Origin of the sequence: Corynebacterium sp. MSK044 (assembly GCF_030232825.1) — a bacterium.
In the GTDB taxonomy this organism is placed as follows: Bacteria; Actinomycetota; Actinomycetes; order Mycobacteriales; family Mycobacteriaceae; genus Corynebacterium.
This window is the reverse complement of the sequence record NZ_JASPJJ010000002.1, coordinates 121,019-138,285: the sequence shown is the minus strand read 5'-3', so window position 1 is coordinate 138,285 and position 17,267 is coordinate 121,019. Positions and strand designations below refer to the sequence as shown.

Annotated in this window: 18 protein-coding genes and 1 tRNA gene; 11 read left to right on the top strand and 8 right to left on the bottom strand. The window is 58.7% G+C overall.

Translation table 11 applies throughout. The annotated features are described in order from the left end of the window. Positions 1-218 precede the first annotated feature (218 nt). The 3 genes from QP994_RS02195 to QP994_RS02185 all read left to right on the top strand — a co-directional run bounded on the left by QP994_RS02195 (position 219) and on the right by QP994_RS02185 (position 3,913). Positions 219-701 carry an Rv1476 family membrane protein gene (locus tag QP994_RS02195; RefSeq protein ID WP_284865218.1) on the top strand — a complete coding sequence of 161 codons (483 nt, stop codon included), beginning with the start codon at positions 219-221 and terminating at the stop codon, positions 699-701. Between the two features lie 607 nt (positions 702-1,308). Next, positions 1,309-2,838, top strand: a complete 1,530-nt coding sequence (locus QP994_RS02190) for a DIP1281 family NlpC/P60 protein (RefSeq protein ID WP_284865217.1) — start codon at positions 1,309-1,311, stop codon at positions 2,836-2,838. A gap of 46 nt (positions 2,839-2,884) precedes the next feature. Further along, positions 2,885-3,913 carry a ferrochelatase gene (locus QP994_RS02185; protein WP_284865216.1) on the top strand — a complete coding sequence of 343 codons (1,029 nt, stop codon included), beginning with the start codon at positions 2,885-2,887 and terminating at the stop codon, positions 3,911-3,913. On the opposite strand, the gene QP994_RS02180 is transcribed toward QP994_RS02185, so the two are convergent. Continuing rightward, positions 3,906-4,661 (bottom strand): Rv1486c family protein, encoded by a 756-nt coding sequence (locus tag QP994_RS02180; protein ID WP_284865215.1) that lies wholly within the window; start codon positions 4,659-4,661, stop codon positions 3,906-3,908. The genes QP994_RS02185 and QP994_RS02180 overlap by 8 nt on opposite strands. 34 nt (positions 4,662-4,695) lie before the next feature. Here QP994_RS02180 and QP994_RS02175 point away from each other — a divergent pair, with 34 nt between their 5' ends. From QP994_RS02175 to QP994_RS02165, 3 genes are read left to right on the top strand one after another with little or no spacing between them, the layout of a single operon-like run. Further along, positions 4,696-5,535, top strand: coding sequence for a DUF3097 domain-containing protein (locus tag QP994_RS02175; protein WP_284855545.1), 840 nt, complete (start codon positions 4,696-4,698; stop codon positions 5,533-5,535). 17 nt (positions 5,536-5,552) lie between these two features. Further along, positions 5,553-5,978, top strand: coding sequence for an NfeD family protein (locus tag QP994_RS02170; protein ID WP_284855544.1), 426 nt, complete (start codon positions 5,553-5,555; stop codon positions 5,976-5,978). A gap of 2 nt (positions 5,979-5,980) precedes the next feature. Then, positions 5,981-7,189 (top strand): SPFH domain-containing protein, encoded by a 1,209-nt coding sequence (locus tag QP994_RS02165; RefSeq protein ID WP_284855543.1) that lies wholly within the window; start codon positions 5,981-5,983, stop codon positions 7,187-7,189. Here QP994_RS02165 and QP994_RS02160 read toward each other — a convergent pair. Further along, on the bottom strand, positions 7,164-7,721 hold the full coding sequence (locus QP994_RS02160) for a MarR family transcriptional regulator (RefSeq protein ID WP_284855542.1): 558 nt from the start codon (positions 7,719-7,721) through the stop codon (positions 7,164-7,166). The two genes, QP994_RS02165 and QP994_RS02160, sit on opposite strands and share 26 nt — an antisense overlap. A gap of 17 nt (positions 7,722-7,738) precedes the next feature. Continuing rightward, positions 7,739-8,335, bottom strand: coding sequence for a TVP38/TMEM64 family protein (locus tag QP994_RS02155; RefSeq protein ID WP_284865295.1), 597 nt, complete (start codon positions 8,333-8,335; stop codon positions 7,739-7,741). A gap of 258 nt (positions 8,336-8,593) precedes the next feature. On the opposite strand from QP994_RS02155, the gene QP994_RS02150 reads away from it, so the two are divergent. After that, positions 8,594-8,980 carry a hypothetical protein gene (locus tag QP994_RS02150; protein ID WP_284865214.1) on the top strand — a complete coding sequence of 129 codons (387 nt, stop codon included), beginning with the start codon at positions 8,594-8,596 and terminating at the stop codon, positions 8,978-8,980. A gap of 57 nt (positions 8,981-9,037) precedes the next feature. On the opposite strand, the gene QP994_RS02145 is transcribed toward QP994_RS02150, so the two are convergent. Beyond that, a complete protein-coding gene (locus tag QP994_RS02145; protein WP_284865213.1) occupies positions 9,038-10,132 on the bottom strand; it encodes an HNH endonuclease signature motif containing protein in 1,095 nt (364 codons plus the stop codon). Positions 10,133-10,398: 266 nt separating this feature from the next. Then, positions 10,399-10,484: transfer RNA gene (locus tag QP994_RS02140), tRNA-Leu, on the bottom strand. 152 nt (positions 10,485-10,636) lie between these two features. Here QP994_RS02140 and QP994_RS02135 point away from each other — a divergent pair. Further along, positions 10,637-11,167, top strand: a complete 531-nt coding sequence (locus QP994_RS02135; protein ID WP_284865212.1) for a YbhB/YbcL family Raf kinase inhibitor-like protein — start codon at positions 10,637-10,639, stop codon at positions 11,165-11,167. 57 nt (positions 11,168-11,224) lie between these two features. Then, the gene (locus QP994_RS02130; protein WP_284865211.1) at positions 11,225-11,572 is read left to right on the top strand and encodes a hypothetical protein; all 348 of its coding nucleotides are present in this window, start codon (positions 11,225-11,227) and stop codon (positions 11,570-11,572) included. A gap of 29 nt (positions 11,573-11,601) precedes the next feature. Here QP994_RS02130 and QP994_RS02125 read toward each other — a convergent pair whose 3' ends face one another. Together QP994_RS02125 and QP994_RS02120 are read right to left on the bottom strand one after the other, a co-directional pair. After that, the gene (locus tag QP994_RS02125; protein WP_284865210.1) at positions 11,602-12,678 is read right to left on the bottom strand and encodes a quinone-dependent dihydroorotate dehydrogenase; all 1,077 of its coding nucleotides are present in this window, start codon (positions 12,676-12,678) and stop codon (positions 11,602-11,604) included. A 5-nt stretch (positions 12,679-12,683) separates the two neighbouring features. Then, positions 12,684-13,703, bottom strand: coding sequence for a WD40 repeat domain-containing protein (locus tag QP994_RS02120; protein ID WP_284865208.1), 1,020 nt, complete (start codon positions 13,701-13,703; stop codon positions 12,684-12,686). A 120-nt stretch (positions 13,704-13,823) separates the two neighbouring features. On the opposite strand from QP994_RS02120, the gene QP994_RS02115 reads away from it, so the two are divergent. After that, the gene (locus tag QP994_RS02115) at positions 13,824-14,666 is read left to right on the top strand and encodes an undecaprenyl-diphosphate phosphatase (protein WP_284856366.1); all 843 of its coding nucleotides are present in this window, start codon (positions 13,824-13,826) and stop codon (positions 14,664-14,666) included. On the opposite strand, the gene QP994_RS02110 is transcribed toward QP994_RS02115, so the two are convergent. Continuing rightward, positions 14,635-15,981, bottom strand: coding sequence for a cutinase family protein (locus QP994_RS02110; RefSeq protein WP_284865207.1), 1,347 nt, complete (start codon positions 15,979-15,981; stop codon positions 14,635-14,637). The two genes, QP994_RS02115 and QP994_RS02110, sit on opposite strands and share 32 nt — an antisense overlap. 62 nt (positions 15,982-16,043) lie before the next feature. On the opposite strand from QP994_RS02110, the gene mshC reads away from it, so the two are divergent. Then, positions 16,044-17,252, top strand: a complete 1,209-nt coding sequence (mshC, locus tag QP994_RS02105) for a cysteine--1-D-myo-inosityl 2-amino-2-deoxy-alpha-D-glucopyranoside ligase (RefSeq protein ID WP_284865205.1) — start codon at positions 16,044-16,046, stop codon at positions 17,250-17,252. The last annotated feature ends 15 nt before the right edge of the window (positions 17,253-17,267 follow it).

Here is a 17,267-nt window from a genome sequence, read left to right as displayed (position 1 = left end):
TAGAATCTGGGTGTTGCGACCCATAGGGGTCCCTACCAGCACATCCTAGGGCACTCGACCTTGAAAGTCGGTAATATGGCTCACCTAACGGCTTTCTATGGAACTTTTAGCTACCCCGTCATCGGAAAACCCCTCACATCGGGGGTCTCGGTGCCACCTGCTGCGTTGTCCTGCGCGCCTCCGGAAAGCAGGGGGAAAGAACGCTAACCTTTGCCGGTATGGCTCCTGTGAACGTCGATAAGGCTTCTTTGACTGCCCAGCTTGCGGATGATTGGGTTGCGTTTGAGACGGATAACCCGATGAATCTTGTTATCGAGCCGGAGTTGTTGCGGGCGGTCAATGACGCTAGTTCGCAGGAAGCCGGGCCTTTTGGTTATGTCGTGCTGGAAACGGTGGGGGCGGGCCCGGGCGCGCTGCGTGATCTCGCCCAAGAGCTTCTCGACGCCACCCAGGCCACCACCGTCATCGTCCGCGCCCCTGATGCGACCGCTGCAGTGAGCAACGAATTGACGCGCGCACAGATTGAAAAGGCTGAGTTCGCCTTGATCCGTGAGCCAGACTATGCGCTTGGGGTAGACGCCTTCGCGCAAGATGTGGCGAGCAACGGGGAACCGCAGTGGGGCGTTATTGGCGCGATTGTGGCGGTCGTTATCGCAGGGGCGGCCCTCATTACGCGTATGTCGGTCAAGCGTCACGCCTAGACTTACGCGACACGCCGGGCCGGGTAACTGTCCATCAAAGTGCTTCGTGTTAACGCGTGTTACGCGATAAACCCATTGATGTGATTGAGATCACACGTGTTTGCCATGCCGTTAAAGTCCCAGCGTGCCCAAAAGTAACAGTCATGTGATTTGGCTTGACCAATGTGAAAATTGGTAAAGGATATGCACCAGACATCTGAAGTGACCTATGGTTTCTATGTCAGCTCGCGGGCTGATAGCTGTTACTTCTAACGCACTCGTAACATTTTTTGAATAACGCAAAACTGAACTCTGGCCCCTGGCCGGTGGGAGGTTTGAATCAATTCGGGCATGTGGGGAAGCACGCCAAGAATTGAGCTCGTCTCCGTCGCTGTATTTGTTGGCGACGGGGCGAACTCGTGTTGCGGTCAAGTTTGAGGTACGGACGATTACCCGCGGGCTCACATCCGTGATCGTTCTAAAGTCCGTACGTCGGCCGGAGGGCCGGGCTTAGTTTGTGCTGCCGCACGCGCTGAGCTAGTGCGGTGAGAGGAATACCTCCGTGGTTTTCACAGTCCGTTCTAATCGTTCTGTGCAGTTTGGTTCCCGGTCGCAACGTTGCCTCCGGATGCTCTTGCCTGCAACGGCCTGCGCTGTGTCGCTGTCCGTGATGAGCAGTGCGACATCGGTGGCGCAAGAGTCCCCGATTACTGCACTCGTTTCTGACATCACTGGCTTTGAGGCTGATATCAATCGCATCAACCTTGAGCTTGGTGGGTTGCAGGAAGCGGTGAACCAGGCGCTCGTCGATCTGCACGATGCTCAGTCTTTGGCCGAGCAGGCTCGCCAGGGTGCTCAGGAGGCGAAGGAACGCCTTAATGCATCACAGGCCGACGTTGATCGTGCGCAAGAAGAGTTGGATGCGGTATCCCGCTCTTCGTACCGCGCGCAGAATTCTGCTTCTCCGGCCCAGTTGGGCTCGGGAGATGCACGGAAAGATTCGCTGGACCGTCAGACTTACCTGCGCCGTGAGTCCGATGAGAAGCGTGGTGCACTCGAGGAATTGGTGCGCAATCGCACCATCGCCGCAAATGATGAGTCCACCTTGCGTCAAGCGAGCAGGCTTGCCGACGATCGCGAGCGCCAAGCAACCCAAGCCGAGTCCGACGCCCGAGGGACGCTGGATAACGCGATGAACGAGCTTTCAAATAAGCTCGCCGCCCGTGATACGGCTTCGGCAGATCTCGCCAACGCTCAGAGCGAATTGGCGGAGCTGCGTCCAGATCACCCGCTCGCGGACACCACCCCGGAGCCGTCTGAGACCGCTGATGTCCCAGAGGAATCTCCGGTGCCGGCTGAGACTGAGACTCCAGCAGCACCAGCTGATCCATCGCCAGAGACATCTGCTGTAGAGACCCCGGCACAGCAGGAAGTGTCCGAAACCACCCCGAGTGTTGAACCCAGCACTGAGGCAACGGCGACCACGGACACACCCCAACAGGACACCGTGACCGCCGCAATGGATGCGTTGGCTGAGGCTGTGGGCAAATCTCAGGCTGACCACTCCACCTTTGAGGACCCGTATGGGAATGGGGCGACGGGGGAGATTGCGGCGACCTCGGGAAGCGAGTCTACGAATGACGCTGTCGAGGAATCTGTGGCGGAAGTGCTTCCGGAGGTGAAGGATAGCTCGGCAGTGACGGAAGAAATTCGCGAGGATTCTTCCTTGACGGTGGCTGATGGCAACCGTCAGCAGCAGATTGAGGCTGTTATTGCGCGTGCGGAGTCTCAGATTGGTACCCCCTACGTGTGGGGTGGTGGTGACGCGAATGGTCCGACTGCGGGCATTAGTGACGGCCGGACTCCGCGCACGGGTCAGCTTGGCTTCGACTGCTCTGGCCTAGTCTTGTACGCCTTTGCCGGTGTGGGGATTTCGCTTCCGCATTACACCGGTTATCAGTACCAGCGTGGTGAGAAGATCCCGGTGGCACAGGCTGAGCGCGGCGACCTGTTGTTCTGGGGTGATGGGGGTAGCCGTCACGTGGCTATTTACCTGGGTAACGGTCAGATGCTCGAAGCGCCACAGACCGGTATGAACGTGCAGAAGACTGCGGTGCGCCAGAGCGGTATGGCACCGTATGCGGTCCGACTCATTTAGCACAATCAGCCATCGGGGTAGTCACGGTTGATCTAGACTAGCGTCCATGTCGTTTAGTGATTTTGATGCACTCCTCGTTCTTTCTTTCGGTGGCCCCGAAGGGGAGGACGAGGTTATTCCATTTCTAGAGAACGTAACGAGAGGTCGGGGTATACCGCGCGAACGTCTTGCGGCTGTCGGTGAACACTATTTCCACTTCGGAGGTGTGAGCCCGATTAATGATCAGAATCGCACGATCATCAGCAATGTAGAGGCGGAGATCGCGCGTCGCGGGGAGTCTTTGCCGGTCTATTTCGGTAACCGTAATTGGCACCCTTTCGCACAAGAGGCTGCGGAGAAGATCAAGGCGGACGGTCACCGTAAGGTGGCAGTGTTCGCTACTTCCGCGTGGGGTGGCTATTCTGCGTGCCGTCAGTACGATGAGGACATCACGAAGCTCCGTGACTCCCACGGTGATATTGAGTTCACCAAGCTGTGGCAGTTCTACGGTCATCCGATCTTCGTCAAGCTCATGGCTGATCATGTGCGCGAGGCTTGGGAGTCAGCTGATCAGGACTCTACCCGTGTACTCTTCGCTGCTCACTCAGTGCCCAACGCAGCTGATGATGCGTCTGGCGGATCCAAGGATTCAAATCTTTATTCGCGCCAGGTAGAGGAAGCCTCCCGCCTCATTGCTGAAGCGGCGGGCGTGCCTTCCTATGAGGTCGTGTGGCAGTCACGGTCCGGTAATCCCGCGACACCGTGGCTTGATCCGGATGTAGTGGACCGTACCGAAGAACTTCATGCGTCAGATCCTTCGATTAAACACATCATTTGTGTCCCTGTCGGCTTCATCACGGATCACATGGAGGTTGTGTGGGACCTCGACACGGAACTCAAAGAGGCTTGTGAGGAGCGCGGTATGACACTCACGCGTACCGCAACTGTCGGGTTGGAGCCGGAGTTTGCCAACCTGATCCTTGACCTTGTGGAGAAAACTGCCGCCCGCAGTGTGCCTGAGACACTCTCGACAGTCACCGTGCAGGGCTGCACGCGTAACGGTGCGCCTTGTAAACCGGATTGCTGCGTTAGCTAGTCTGCTGGCAATTCAGCACCGCATCAGCAACTCCAGCCATGCGCGCTGTACGGATGTGGCGCCAAAGGCTGAAGAGTTGGGGGTCGAAGGAGTGATCGCCAAGCTTATCGACGACCACCTCAATCACCGCCGCCACCCGGTCCGTCCGAGCGAACAGCTTGGCGGCCCGCGGGGTGATGGAGCTTGGCAGACCGGGTGTGTCGTAGAAATCGGCGAGAGAACCAACCGTGAGTCGGGGATCGGGCAGATCTGAACGGGTGCCGCCGGTAGCTCGAATGAGCTCGGCGGCTTCTGTCGTTGCTTGGGAGAGCAACGCATCGGCCTCACCGGGGCTGAGCCAAGCGGGTTCTGGTAGACGCTTGTGTTCCTCAAACCAGCGCCACGTGGTTCCCTCGGGGGTGTAGTGCGGGAGCAGTACATGCGTGACACCGTCATAGCCACGAAGGGCGAGGGCAGCTTGTCCGGCTTCGTTGAGCGCCATAGCCGCGGGGGAGCCGGCGGGCAGTTCTGGGGGTTGACCGGGGCCCGACAGAATGAGTCTGACCGCAGGGCCTTCTACATCGAGGTTGGTGGCTTCGCGGATGTCTCGGAGGAGCGTCGTTAAGGCTTCGTCCTGGTAAACATGCGGGGCGCCAAGGTCATGCAGTGCCGAGATGACATTGTCCGTAGATTCGTGCCCGCACAACCACGCGGATAGCCACACGGCAGTGTTCTGGAGTGGGGAGAAGACTTCGGCGCGCGTACTCATTTGGGGGAGTATATCGGATACGCTGTGGCCCACTATGAGATCAACGGACCCGTACTCAGGCGATATCTTTGCAGGCCATGCACGTAACCAACCCCGCACCTTCCCGGAAGTGTCGGCGACACGTGACATTGTTGCGGAAGTGTTCGGCGATGACTTCGTCGGCGCGGTCATTGGCTGCGAGAGGACATACGACGGAGATTTTGTTCGCCTAGAGGACCGTCGAGGCGTGCAGCGCCTGTTCAAGCTATTGCCTGGGGCGTTTCTGGTGGAGGGCCAGCGGGTGACATTGAGGCGCCCGGTCGCTGCGCCCGTGCAACAGAAATCGAATTCGGGTTCCCGCAAGGTTGAAAATGTGCGGGCGAAGGTGGCCATGCCGTCGCGGATTTGGGTGGAGGGTGTGCATGATGCGGCGATCGTCGAAAAGATTTGGGGCCATGACTTGAGGGTTGAAGGCGTGGTCGTGGAATATCTCGAAGGGCTGGACAACCTTCCGGAGCGACTCGCGGAATTCCAGCCGGGGCCCGGCCGTCGCATTGGTGTGCTGGCCGATCACCTCATCGAAGGGACGAAGGAATCGCGTCTTGTTGAAGGTGTCGGGCCTCACGTGTTGGTTACCGGCCACCCCTACGTGGATATTTGGGCGGCAGTGAAACCAGAACGGCTGGGGATGCGAGCGTGGCCCGAGGTGCCAAAGGGGGAGGACTGGAAGACAGGCATCTGCCAACGTTTGGGATGGTCTGATCCGCGGGAAGGCTGGAGCCGTGTGTACAACGCGGTGGAATCCTTCCGGGATGTAGACCATACGCTCATCGGGGCAGTAGAACGCCTCGTGGATTTTGTTACGAACCCAGATCTGAGCAAGCACGATCTGTAGCCGGTAGAGTTACTTCCGTGGGTGCAATTATTTGGCTAATAGGAGCGCTAGGACTCGCTGGCCTTGAGCTTGCGGTCGGCGAATTTACTTTTCTCATGCTCGCTAGTGGTGCACTGGTGACATCGGGGGCATCTTTGCTGGGGCTGCCCGTTTGGGCCGAATTGGTTATTTTCGGCGTCTCCTCTGCAGCCCTCATCTTGTTCTTGCGCCCATTTTTGCACCGCCGTTATTTGACCCCCAGCAAGTTGGACACCTCGCCGAAAGCTCTTGTTGGCAAAGGCGCAGTTGTGGTGGAGGACATCACACCGACCAGCGGGCAAGTTCGCCTGGATGGCTCGATCTGGTCTGCCCGTGCGGTGGATCCTGCCCACACTATTCCTGAGGGGGATCATGTGACGGTCGCCGACATTGACGGAATCATTGCAGTCGTTTGGAAGGACTAGCTATGGCAGCAACTATTTTTCTAGTTGTCCTCTTCATCTTTATTATCTCGGTGATCTTCCGCGCTATTGCGCTGATCCCGCAGGGTGAAGCAGCGGTTATTGAGAGGTTGGGGCGCTACACGCGCACCGTGTCCGGGGGAATCACGTTGCTGGTTCCATTCGTCGATAGGGTGCGTGAGCGTGTGGATACGCGTGAACGTGTTGTGTCCTTCCCACCGCAAGCTGTGATTACGCAGGATAACTTGACGGTGGCCATCGATACGGTGGTGACCTTCCAGATCAACGATCCGGCCCGCGCAATCTACGGCGTGGATAACTACATCGTTGGTGTGGAGCAGATTTCTACCGCAACTCTCCGTGACGTCGTGGGTGGTATGACCCTGGAAGAAACCCTGACCTCGCGCGAGACGATTAATCGCCGGCTGCGCGGTGAGCTCGATGCTGCAACAGCCAAGTGGGGCCTACGCATCAGCCGAGTTGAGCTCAAGGCAATTGATCCGCCACCATCGATCCAGCAGTCGATGGAGATGCAGATGAAGGCAGACCGTGAGAAGCGCGCGATGATCCTCACCGCTGAGGGTCGCCGTGAGTCTGACATTAAGACTGCTGAGGGTGAGAAGCAGGCGCGCATCCTGGCCGCTGAGGGTGAGAAGCATGCGTCGATTCTCGCGGCTGAAGCTGAGCGCCAGGCAGCGATCTTGCGCGCGGAAGGTGAGCGCGCCGCGAAGTTCCTGGAGGCACAGGGTGAGGCCCGCGCGATCCAGAAGGTCAACGCAGCGATCAAGTCGTCCGGCGTCACGCCAGAGCTGCTGGCCTACCAGTACATGGAGAAGTTGCCCAAGATCGCCGAGGGCAATGGCTCTTCGATGTGGATGATCCCGTCCCAGTTCGGTGATTCGCTGGAGAGCTTTGCCAAGGCGTTTGCTAAGAAGGACGATGACGGTGTCTTCCGCTACGAGCCGGGCCAGGTTGATCCGCAGGCTCAGGAGATCGCCTCCCAGGATGACACGGACCAGTGGTTCGAAATGTCCTCCGACCCGGAGATTGCTAAGGCTGTGGCTGAGGCTCGCGCCGTGGCCAACAAGCCGGTTGATGGTGCTCTCGAGGAACCCCAAGAGGTGCAGAGCTACCAGCCGCCGAGCCAGGAGCAGCCTAACTTTGAGCAGTCTGGCTGGGAGCAGCCGTCTACTGAGTATCCCCGGCAGCTCTAGACATCAAGTTCACGGCTAGCTGCCATCCCGCTTGCTCGGCTTGCCATCCGGCTGCTTGCAGGCGTTGGCTCATTGCCTGTTTGGAAATACCGAGCTGTGCTGCCGCTTCGTTTTGATTGAGTCCGGAGCGGACAAGTGCTGTTGCCTCGCGGCCCTCAACCGTGCGCTTGGCCAGCACATGACCGAGCAGAGCAAAAGCCGAAGCAATGTCTGCCGCATCAGTGCCGGGTTGTTGCTTTTCGACGACAACCCCCACAGCCCCCGCCTTCACCCCAACCGCATCCGTTGCGGCGTAGATGGCGGGGCCTTTGCGTGTGATGCCGATGCCGATGGCCCAATTGCCATCAGATAGCAACGCCATCCCGAGCATGCATGCTGCCTCCGCATCATCAACGTGCGCGCGAATATCTTCCACGCCCACAACCTCGAAGCGCCCGACGCCGTCAAGGGTGGACAGTGCTTCGGCGGAACGTTTCACCAAATCGGCACGACGAGAATCGTGGCCTCGGTAGCGAGCGTGGACGGCAATCATGGGGAACAGTGTAGACCCTAAGAAGGGTTGTCTACGGTAGGGACTTGACGGAGGGGTGTTGTGGCGTCGATAAGCAAGCCCGTGCACCCAACAACCGCGAGTATCACCATGATGGCAACGAAGGTGGAGTCGGGGCGGTCGGTGAGAGTATCCCCGAACATAGTGACCAGTATCGTGCCTGGTGCTGAGCCGATAAAAGTGGCGATGGCGAACGGCACGACGGGTACGCGGGTGAGCGCCGCGGCGTAATTCATGATGGAAAACGGGATCCCAGCAATCATGCGCAGACTCGTGACTGCCAACCAGCCGCGCTGCTCCAGACGTTGGTTGATGCGCTGAACCGACGGGTGCGTAAGTCGGGGTTCGACCCATTCTCGAAGTAGGAAGCGCACGAGGAGCAGGGAGATCACCGCGGACACCGTCGTCGCCGTGAGAGCCAACAGTACGCCTTTGACCGCACCGAATAGGATCCCCGCAGAGACCGTCAGCAGAGTGCGGGGGATAGGGAACTGGGTGATGGCCACGTACGCGAGCCAGAAGACCACGGGGAACCATGCGCCGGTTGTGTCGGACCAGGAGCGGAGTTGGGGGAGGGAGGGGACGTCGATAAGCATCCACGCGGCGATGAAAAGCGCGGCCGCAACGATGACGAGAAGAGTTTTGTTGCGGGTGCTTGATGGACGAAGACTCACGGCAACATCTTCCCCCGCAGGTACCCTGGGGCCAAACTCGACGGGACACACGATGGTCTGCGAAGGCCCGAAAGCCCTCCCGTCCATATTGTTCATGGCAGGCCTGGTGTTCATCGCGGTGGCGCTTTTGCTGCGGAAGAAGAACCTGATTTTGCCCTGGTGTTGAGTGAACTCGCTGCGGTGTTCGGACTGACCTTCCTGGGGTTACCCTTCGCCTGCGCTACCTTTGCGGTGCTAATGGTGCTGTCCTCGAACATCATCCTTATGCTCTTGTATCCCGTGCTGAAAGTGGGGGTTAGAAGCTGCTTTTTGATGGGCATGATCGTCCAAGCAGTTGTGAGTCTGGTGATGCTTGCTGCCTTTGTGCTTGGTGTGAAAAACGTCGTGGTCGGACCTACACAAGGCCGCAGCTTGAGTGGGGAAGCGATGGACTTTGGGGTCCAGCACCACGCTGTCCAAGGTCAGCTTTTCCTCGCTGCTGGGGCCTTGGCGTGGTTGGGCTGGTTTGACTATCGTGCTTTGCGCCGATCCGCGACCTGCGGTTTTGCCGTGCGTGATTTGCGATAGTCAAACCAATCTTTTCTAGGCACACCAAATGGCCGGGCATGCCGGCTACTTGGTGGGTTACCGCCCGTACAGGAGTGTCATGGCTCCGTAGGGGTGGATGGTGTTGGGGATGAGGTGTCCGTTTTGTGATCTCCATATGGGTGCGCCCCGGATGTTCTCCACTCTGCCGTAGTGGGATCTGGTGGGGTCATCGTCGTTGGTGCGGTTGTGATACCGGCACAGCATGGCCAGGTTGTCAATGTTGGTTAACCCACCCTGTGACCAGGCTTTGATGTGGTGGACCTGACAGTTATCCGCCGCATGCCGGCAATCCGGTACTGGACACGTTGGTGACAACGCTCTGGCTAGGTCGCGTTGTTTCTGGTTGGCAAACCGTTGCGTGTCATACAGGTTGACCGCACCAGCTTGTGGGTGGAATACCGCTACTTCGAGTACGTCCCCAAAATTCTGGGCCAAGTATTCCGCACCTGTCATGGTGGTGCCGTCGGTCAGCCCCAGGATGATGTCATCGCCAACACCACGGATGATCTTGATGTGTTCTTCTAGTGGGATCAGGATCAAGGGGCGGGGAACAGCAGGAGCAATCCGAGCTGGAGTCTCGCCCACAGTGTCGGGGCGAAGACCCAGGATGGTCATGAATGCTTCGTACATCTGTGGCCCGGTCGGCCCATCACCAGTGATTTTTTGGCGTAGTGCGTACTCGATGGCTGCCATGTCGTGTTCTGGGCCCATGACGTTCATGGGGCGGGACTGTTTACGTGAGCGACCAAACCGGATTGTTGGTTTCGGGGCAGGTGTGTCTACCTCGGGGACGATGTCTTTTGCACGACGTTTGAGTGTGTCGTAGTTCCCGGGAATGGACAGCAACGCTAGGCGCAGCCGCCATTTCTCGTGGGGATTGTTGATCTCCACGAGGCGGGATTCGATGTAGGCAAGCTGATCCAAGGACTTCTTCGTCGAGCGTGCCACTGTGATCGCGTTGGCTTGTTTGCGGGTGAACTTGGTGGGCCCGTAGTAGACCTTGTGAACTTTGGTCCATTCGCGTACAAGGGTGGGTTTGCAGCCAGCGTCGAGGAGGACCTGGGCATCAAAGGATGCCAGGGTCTCGATCGGGTTGGTTAAACCCGTAACTAGTGCTGCAAAAGTGTTCATGCCACGCACACTAAACCGAAAACCAAAAACGTGCAGATAGGGGCCAAAAAGCCTGTGGATAACCCAAAAACTATCCACAGGGGGCGAGCGCTAAAGCGCACACCCGATCACGTAAAGAAGCCACATAACCAGCGTGAACGGATCGGGTTCCCGCCAAAGCCAAAAAAGTTTCAGACACTTGAAGCGGAATCAACCAGCTGGCCCCAACTGTCGTTTGGAAGAATGCAGAACACCCCTCCGAATCGCTTCGGAAGGGTGTTGGGCCGTGCCCGGAGGGGGACTTGAACCCCCACGTCCGTTAATAGGACACTAGCACCTCAAGCTAGCGCGTCTGCCATTCCGCCACCCGGGCTTTGGGTGTTGTCAGCCTTGGAGGCTGGGCACTCGTAGAACTATAGGACGTTGCGCATGAGTCCGCCAAATCGGCATTACAAACTATGAATCCTGCGAGTGTTATTTGCTCAATTCGTAGCCAGCGAGTCAGTTCATCGGTACAAAGGAACCATGACTGCTTCATATGTATCTGATCGCTTCCCAGGCCCTGACCCGTACGAGCCACTCGTTGACGTGCCGGCATTCCCCGTTTCCTCATCTGATTTGGTGGAAGGGGAGCAGCTTCCCGTCGCCCAGCGGGGCGATGAGGGTGTCTCCCCGCAGTTGTCGTGGTCTGATCTTCCGGAAGGCACGAAGAGTATTGCTATCACGTGTTTTGACCCGGATGCGCCGACCGCTTCGGGTTTCTGGCACTGGGCTGCGTATAACATTCCCGTTGATGTTACGGAGCTTCCAGCTGATGCCGGATCCAAGGATGGTCTCGGCGTGGGTGCCGTTGTGTTGACCGGTTGCTCCGGTATCAAGGGGTACTACGGCTCTAATCCGCCTGCAGGCCACGGCCCGCATCGTTACTTGTTTGCGGTGCACGCTGTGGATACGGTCCTGCCTGCTGATGGTATTGCCAACCCGACACAGCTTGGTTTCAACCTGAATTTCCATTCGCTCGGTCGCGCGATTATCTGGGGCTGGGACGAAAACTAGGCAAACGCGGCATCAACCTGACCGTGTTGTGGTGCCTCGCCAGGTAGTATCTGCACAATGGTTCCGATTCAGATGCGTGCTGGCGGGGCATTTATCGCCCTTGCCGTAGTTTTGGTGATTTTGGCTGTTATCGCATTCTTCACAGGTAACGCCTTGTTCACATTCACTCCGGCAACGGTGTTGATCTGTATCGCTGCGCTCCTCTTCGGGGCGTTCGTGGTTATTTCGCCAGACGGCAAAGGTACCCGCACCCGCTTTGTCGCGCAGTTGGCGGCGACCGTGATGATTATCGTGTCGCTGTTCATTCCGGACACGGCGCTGTTTGTCACACAGACTTATTGGTTGGTGCTGTGGGCAGGTGCAGCGGTGCTGTGCGCGCTGGTGCTGCGTCGTTCCATCGCCTAATAGTGGGTCCTAGCCCAGTACTGGTTGGGTTAGTTCTTCCATGCCAAGCCGCTTCCCACGGCTTCGCTAATGTTTGACAGCCCGTGTCCTCGGACTTGGCTGGCCAAGCCGCGGTGGATGCCGCTGATCCATCCGATGCCGCCGTAAATAAACGGTGTGTATCCCTGCAAGAGGCTTGCACCATTGGTGATGCGTTCCCAGGCTTGCTGCGGTGTGGAGATGCCTCCCACGCTGATGAGCACAATCTGGTCGCCCACACGGGTATGCAGGCGCTTGAGTACGTCCAATGAACGGGCCTGGACAGGGGCGCCAGAGATGCCACCAGCGCCCATGGCTTTGACCTCAGCGGGATCGGTTTTCAGGCCGTCCCGGCTGATGGTGGTGTTCGTGGCCACGATGCCGTCGAGGCCAAGTTCAATGGCTAAGTCCGCCACGGCATCGATGTCCTCGTCGCTTAGATCGGGGGCGATCTTGACTAGAACGGGGGTGTCCGTGGCGTCTTTGACCGCGGACAGAATTGGACGCAGCTCTTCAATGGCTTGCAAATCGCGCAGACCAGGGGTGTTCGGGGAGGAGACATTGACCACCAAGTAGTCCGCGAGTGGGCCGAGCAGGCTTGCGCCGGAGCGGTAGTCGGCCACAGCGTCAGTAGCTGTTTTGTTCTTGCCAATGTTGATGCCCACCACGTTGCCGGGGCGACGTTGCTTTAAGTTGCTGGCAACGGTGAGAGCACCTGAATTATTGAACCCCATGCGGTTGAGAATTGCTTTGTCCGCGGGTAAACGGAAGAGGCGCGGGGCTGGGTTGCCAGGTTGACCTTTCGGGGTGACGGTGCCCATCTCGGCGTAGCCGAAGCCGAGAGCAGACCACGCGTTGATGGCTGTGGCGTTCTTGTCAAAGCCGGCGGCCAGGCCCAGTGGAGCCGGAAACTGCACACCGAAGACCTCTTGCGAAAGTACAGGGTCGCGGTGGGGCAGGATGCGGCTCAGTCCATCGCTGACAATGCGGGAGCGGCTCACACCGCTAAACACTGTGCTCAAGATGCCGTGGATGCGCTCTGGGGGGAGCAGGAACATTGCCTTAAGCAAGAGGTCGTATGGTCGCATGACGGTTACTCCTTGTCCGCGCTGTCAGGGTTGATTACTTGGAGGCCGTCACCGGTGGCGGACCCAATGATCAGCGTGCCGTTGTCCACCACGGCAAGGCTTTGTGGTGCGGCCACGGTGTTAAAACGCATTTTCTCTAGGGGTACGCCTTGGGAGATGTCGTAGCCAACGACGGTGTTATCGGCGGTGGAGGTTACCCACGCGAGCTTCCGCTTGCTGTCCCAAGCGACAGCCCAGGGGCGGCCGTCCGTGGGAACCATTTGGTGCAGGCGCACGACCTCATCGGTGGTGTAGATGAACAACCTGTCGCCAGTGGCGTCAGCCGCGAGGACCACACCATCTTCAGCAAAAGCTACCTTGCCCACGCCAAGGCCAACGCGCAGCGTGCCGCCCTGGTTGCCTTCAGACACGTGAAGGTCCTGGATCGTGGTGTCAAAGCGATTCACGCGCACGACTCGGTCCTCACCATCAAGCGATTGCGCAAGGATGTGATCAGAGGGCCGCGCCACTTTGAACGTGGCCTTCTCCATGCCGTCCTTGGAGTACACCCACACGCGTTCAACGGAGTCAGAGCCGGCAACGATGCTGTCCGAGGTCAAGGGGGCAGCCACCGTGATGTCGTCTCCGACGGGAATGCGGGTGGAGGAGTGGCCCGTGGAAGCGTCGATAAGCTCCACCGTGTTGCTTTCTGTGCAGACGACGGCAAAGCGCCCCGCATTCGCGGAGATGTCGCCGACAGAAGCATCCACGCCGATCGACTGCACCGTGCCAGAGCGGAAAGCCGCCAGGTCGCCGACCTGCAATGCGTCTGCCAGGCGCACGCCCAAGATGTCCCCGGTCGCATCAATATCCGCGATCGCGGGCGCCGGGATGATCTCTCCATCCGGCGCCGTGGAGGCAGGGGATTGAGCGGGTTCGGCGTTACCCATGTTCAGCGCTTGTTCGGTTTTGTCCTGCACTGCTGGGGAGCACCCGGCAAGAAGCAGACATGTCGCGGCAAGGGGCACAAGACGGAGAGTTTTCACGCGGTTAAGCCTATCAACCTTGTTTGGTCACGCCGCGCCATGCCAGCGTTGACGGTTCGCGGTTGTAGGGTGTCCACCGTGATGGATTTCAGTGCACCAGCATTAGCCGCCCCTGAAGCCATGTCGTGGGCCCAGGTGGTTGTTTTGTCGATCGTGCAGGGACTCACGGAGTTTCTGCCTGTCTCTTCCTCCGGTCACCTGCGTATTGTGTCCGAGTTGTTTTGGGGGCAAGATGCGGGCGCCAGTTTCACTGCGGTCATTCAGTTGGGAACTGAGCTTGCTGTTCTCGTGTTCTTTGCCAAGGAGATTTGGCAGATTCTCACGGGGTGGTTCGCTGGCTTGTTCAATCCGGAGAAGCGTGGCTTTGATTACCGGATGGGGTGGATGGTCATCGTGGGCACGATCCCCGTCGCGGTTGCGGGTCTGCTGCTCAAGGACCTGATTCGTGAGAACTTCCGCAATCTGTGGATCACCGCCGCGGTGCTCATCCTGTTTTCGTTCGTGTTCATATTCGCGGAGCGAGTGGGCAAGAAGACACGCGGGTATGAGGAACTGACCATGAAGGATGCCGTTGCTATGGGTTTGTGGCAGTGCCTCGCGCTCATCCCGGGTGTCTCGCGCTCAGGTGGCACAATTTCGGGTGGTCTCTTCCGTGGTCTGGACCGTGAGGTGGCCACGCGTTTCAGCTTCCTGCTCGCCATCCCGGCTGTCCTCGCATCAGGGCTCTTTTCGCTTCCCGACGCCTTCGCCCCCCAAGCCGGTCAAGCCGCATCAGGCGGTCAGCTCCTCGTGGGCTCCGTCATCGCGTTTGCGTTGGGGTACGCGTCGATCGCGTGGCTGCTCAAGTTCGTGTCCCACCATTCCTTCGCCTGGTTCGCTGCGTATCGCATCCCGCTGGGCATCATTGTGATGATTTTGCTGGCTACCGGGGTCATGGATGCTTCAGGAGGGGCTGTGCTCTAGCCCCCCCAATAATCCTCGCCTCCATATCATCGCGCATCCACTTATCGACGACTTTCCCACCCACCGTGTACGGCCCAGTGCCATCCTGGCTGGAATTGTTCGAACCTGTAGGGTCTTCCGTGAAATAGTGCACATGGTGGTGTCCTTTGAGCATCTGAGTCACGGCAACACTGCTTAAGCGGGAGGACTGGGAGCTCCCGCCGTCAGTGGACAGTTTGTCTACTTCGGGGTCGAAAGGTGTGACAGCAGGCCCCGTGTTCGAAGACTGCGCTTGGTGGTACGTATTGGTCACGTGTCCGATCAGGGTAATTTCGCTGGCCACTGCGCGTACAGCAGCCCTCTGCGCAGCGTTGAGACTAATCAGGCCTGCAACTGAATCGATGAGTTTCGGGATGGGGGAGTAGAACCCGAGTGACGTGAGAATGAGTAGTGGCAGACTAACGAGGAAAAGGGCACCGAGCACTTTGGGGTCTGACATAGCGTCCTTCGCCGCCAACGTGTGATCGGGCGTATCTTCCCACTCATTGAGCGTTTTCCCTAGGTTTTGTGGAAGACGGTGAGATGCAGTTGCACAGGCGGAGTCAAGGGGGTGGCAGAAAGACAGGACTCGGTCCCCAAAGGGAGAAAAGGAGCCAGCTGCACGAGGCCCAGTGAGCCCGTCGTAGGTAGCGGGTGGTAGGCCTTGGTCGACGGGGACGAGGATTTCTCCGGTGGCGCTGCGGAGTCCCCGCGTGCCGTCCTGCAATAGTACTTCCTCATTGGTGGTCCGAGAGCGTCCCGGATCCGCAAGAAGGTATGCGCCGAGGATTGCATCGGCAGTGACCCCTGGGACCGCGCCACGTCCAGCAGCAGCAACAGCGTCACCGATGACAGAAGCGCCCTGCGAGTACCCGGCGAGAATGAACTGCACGTCAGGGCACCGGCTCACAAATTCTGACATGTGTTCCGCAGTCAGGCGCACGCCTTCCGCACGGGACGCTCCGTAAGGGAGATAGCCCTTGTCACGTTCCGCGAGGGTGCGATTGTCCAATGCGGAGCCCATCGCGGTCACAGTGGATGGATAGGGCAGCTGCCAGGCACTCACGGTTCCTGGGTACGCGTCTTGTAGTTCAGCAGCGAAATTAACACCATGTGCAAAACCGCGGATGTCTTGCGGTGAGTCTGCCGTGGTTGATTCATGCGCTCCGGAGACCACGACGATGTGTACCGACGGGCAGGAAGGTGCAGTGCTGGGCTCTGTAGCCATTGCTGGGATGGTGGATGCGGTGAGGGCAATCGCGGTGGTAAACGCGGTAATCACGGAGCGCTTCTTCATGCAGGTGACTCTAGCGCCCCCACTGGACACGCGAATCTACATGGGCTTGTAGGCTGGCCACCATGCGTTCTTGGCCAACTCCCGTAGTGCCTACCGTTGCTGGTGGGCCAGTCCCTTTGTCCCTCTTTGATACTGCTGATCAGCAGGTCAAGGAGGTTCACGTCCGCGATGGGGAAGTGGGAATGTACGTCTGCGGCATTACTCCCTACGATTCGACGCATCTAGGTCACGCGGCCACCTACCTGGCTTTTGATCTGGTGTACCGCCAACTGCTGGCTAATGGTCACAATGTGACGTACGTGCAGAACATCACGGATGTGGATGACCCGCTGTTTGAGCGTGCGGAGCGCGATGGCGTGGATTGGCGTGAGCTGGGCACAAGCCAAATTGATCTTTTCCGCAGCGATATGGAGATTCTGTCTGTCATCCCGCCACGCGATTACATCGGTGCGATGGAATCGGTCGACGAGGTCATCGGGATGGTGCAGATGCTTCTCGATGCAGGCAGTGCCTACCAACTTGACCACGGCGATATCTACGCCCCGATCACCGCCACTGAGCAGTTCGGTTACGAATCCAATTTGGATCGCGCAACGATGGAGGAGTACTTCGCCGAGCGTGGTGGGGACCCGGAGCGTGAGGGCAAGCGCGACCCGCTCGATGCGTTGTTGTGGCGCGGTCATCGTCCTGGCGAGCCATCATGGGATGCCCCTTTTGGCGCAGGAAGGCCGGGTTGGCACATCGAGTGCTCAGCCATTGCGACGAACCGTTTGGGGCGCAGCTTTGCCATCCAGGGGGGTGGCTCGGACCTGGCTTTCCCGCATCATGAGTTCTCTGCCGCCCATGCTGAGTCGGCTTATGGTGTGGACCGCATGGCGGAGCACTACGTGCACACAGGAATGATTGCCCTCAACGGGGTGAAGATGTCCAAGTCCCTGGGCAACCTTGTCTTCGTGCACAAGCTCACCGAAGCGGGACATGAGGCCGGCGCCATCCGCCTCGCTGTGTTTGCCGGCCACTACCGCCAGGATCGCGATTTCTCGTATGAGGCCCTTGACGTCGCAGCTAAGCGTCTCGCTGCGTGGCGGGAGGCGTTCGGCACAGAGGTGAGTGAGGAGGTGGCGCTGGGCGTCGTCGATAAGCTACGTGCTGCTTTGGCTGATGATCTGAACACGCCGCTGGCCCTTGAGATCATTGATGGTGCACCCGGTGACCACGGGGGATTGATCGCGGACGCGGTTTATGGATTGCTTGGTGTGCAGCTGTACTAATTCTGGGCGACAATA

What these genes read in the sequence shown, in the direction of transcription:
- QP994_RS02145 (WP_284865213.1), bottom strand. Translation starts at nt 10,132, where the DNA reads ATGAACACTTTTGCAGCACTAGTTACGGGTTTAACCAACCCGATCGAG.
- QP994_RS02190 (WP_284865217.1), top strand. Translation starts at nt 1,309, where the DNA reads ATGCTCTTGCCTGCAACGGCCTGCGCTGTGTCGCTGTCCGTGATGAGC.
- QP994_RS02185 (WP_284865216.1), top strand. Translation starts at nt 2,885, where the DNA reads ATGTCGTTTAGTGATTTTGATGCACTCCTCGTTCTTTCTTTCGGTGGC.
- QP994_RS02180 (WP_284865215.1), bottom strand. Translation starts at nt 4,661, where the DNA reads ATGAGTACGCGCGCCGAAGTCTTCTCCCCACTCCAGAACACTGCCGTG.
- mshC (WP_284865205.1), top strand. Translation starts at nt 16,044, where the DNA reads ATGCGTTCTTGGCCAACTCCCGTAGTGCCTACCGTTGCTGGTGGGCCA.
- QP994_RS02195 (WP_284865218.1), top strand. Translation starts at nt 219, where the DNA reads ATGGCTCCTGTGAACGTCGATAAGGCTTCTTTGACTGCCCAGCTTGCG.
- QP994_RS02130 (WP_284865211.1), top strand. Translation starts at nt 11,225, where the DNA reads ATGGTTCCGATTCAGATGCGTGCTGGCGGGGCATTTATCGCCCTTGCC.
- QP994_RS02155 (WP_284865295.1), bottom strand. Translation starts at nt 8,335, where the DNA reads ATGCTTATCGACGTCCCCTCCCTCCCCCAACTCCGCTCCTGGTCCGAC.
- QP994_RS02160 (WP_284855542.1), bottom strand. Translation starts at nt 7,721, where the DNA reads ATGATTGCCGTCCACGCTCGCTACCGAGGCCACGATTCTCGTCGTGCC.
- QP994_RS02115 (WP_284856366.1), top strand. Translation starts at nt 13,824, where the DNA reads ATGTCGTGGGCCCAGGTGGTTGTTTTGTCGATCGTGCAGGGACTCACG.
- QP994_RS02135 (WP_284865212.1), top strand. Translation starts at nt 10,637, where the DNA reads ATGACTGCTTCATATGTATCTGATCGCTTCCCAGGCCCTGACCCGTAC.
- QP994_RS02110 (WP_284865207.1), bottom strand. Translation starts at nt 15,981, where the DNA reads ATGAAGAAGCGCTCCGTGATTACCGCGTTTACCACCGCGATTGCCCTC.
- QP994_RS02165 (WP_284855543.1), top strand. Translation starts at nt 5,981, where the DNA reads ATGGCAGCAACTATTTTTCTAGTTGTCCTCTTCATCTTTATTATCTCG.
- QP994_RS02125 (WP_284865210.1), bottom strand. Translation starts at nt 12,678, where the DNA reads ATGCGACCATACGACCTCTTGCTTAAGGCAATGTTCCTGCTCCCCCCA.
- QP994_RS02175 (WP_284855545.1), top strand. Translation starts at nt 4,696, where the DNA reads ATGAGATCAACGGACCCGTACTCAGGCGATATCTTTGCAGGCCATGCA.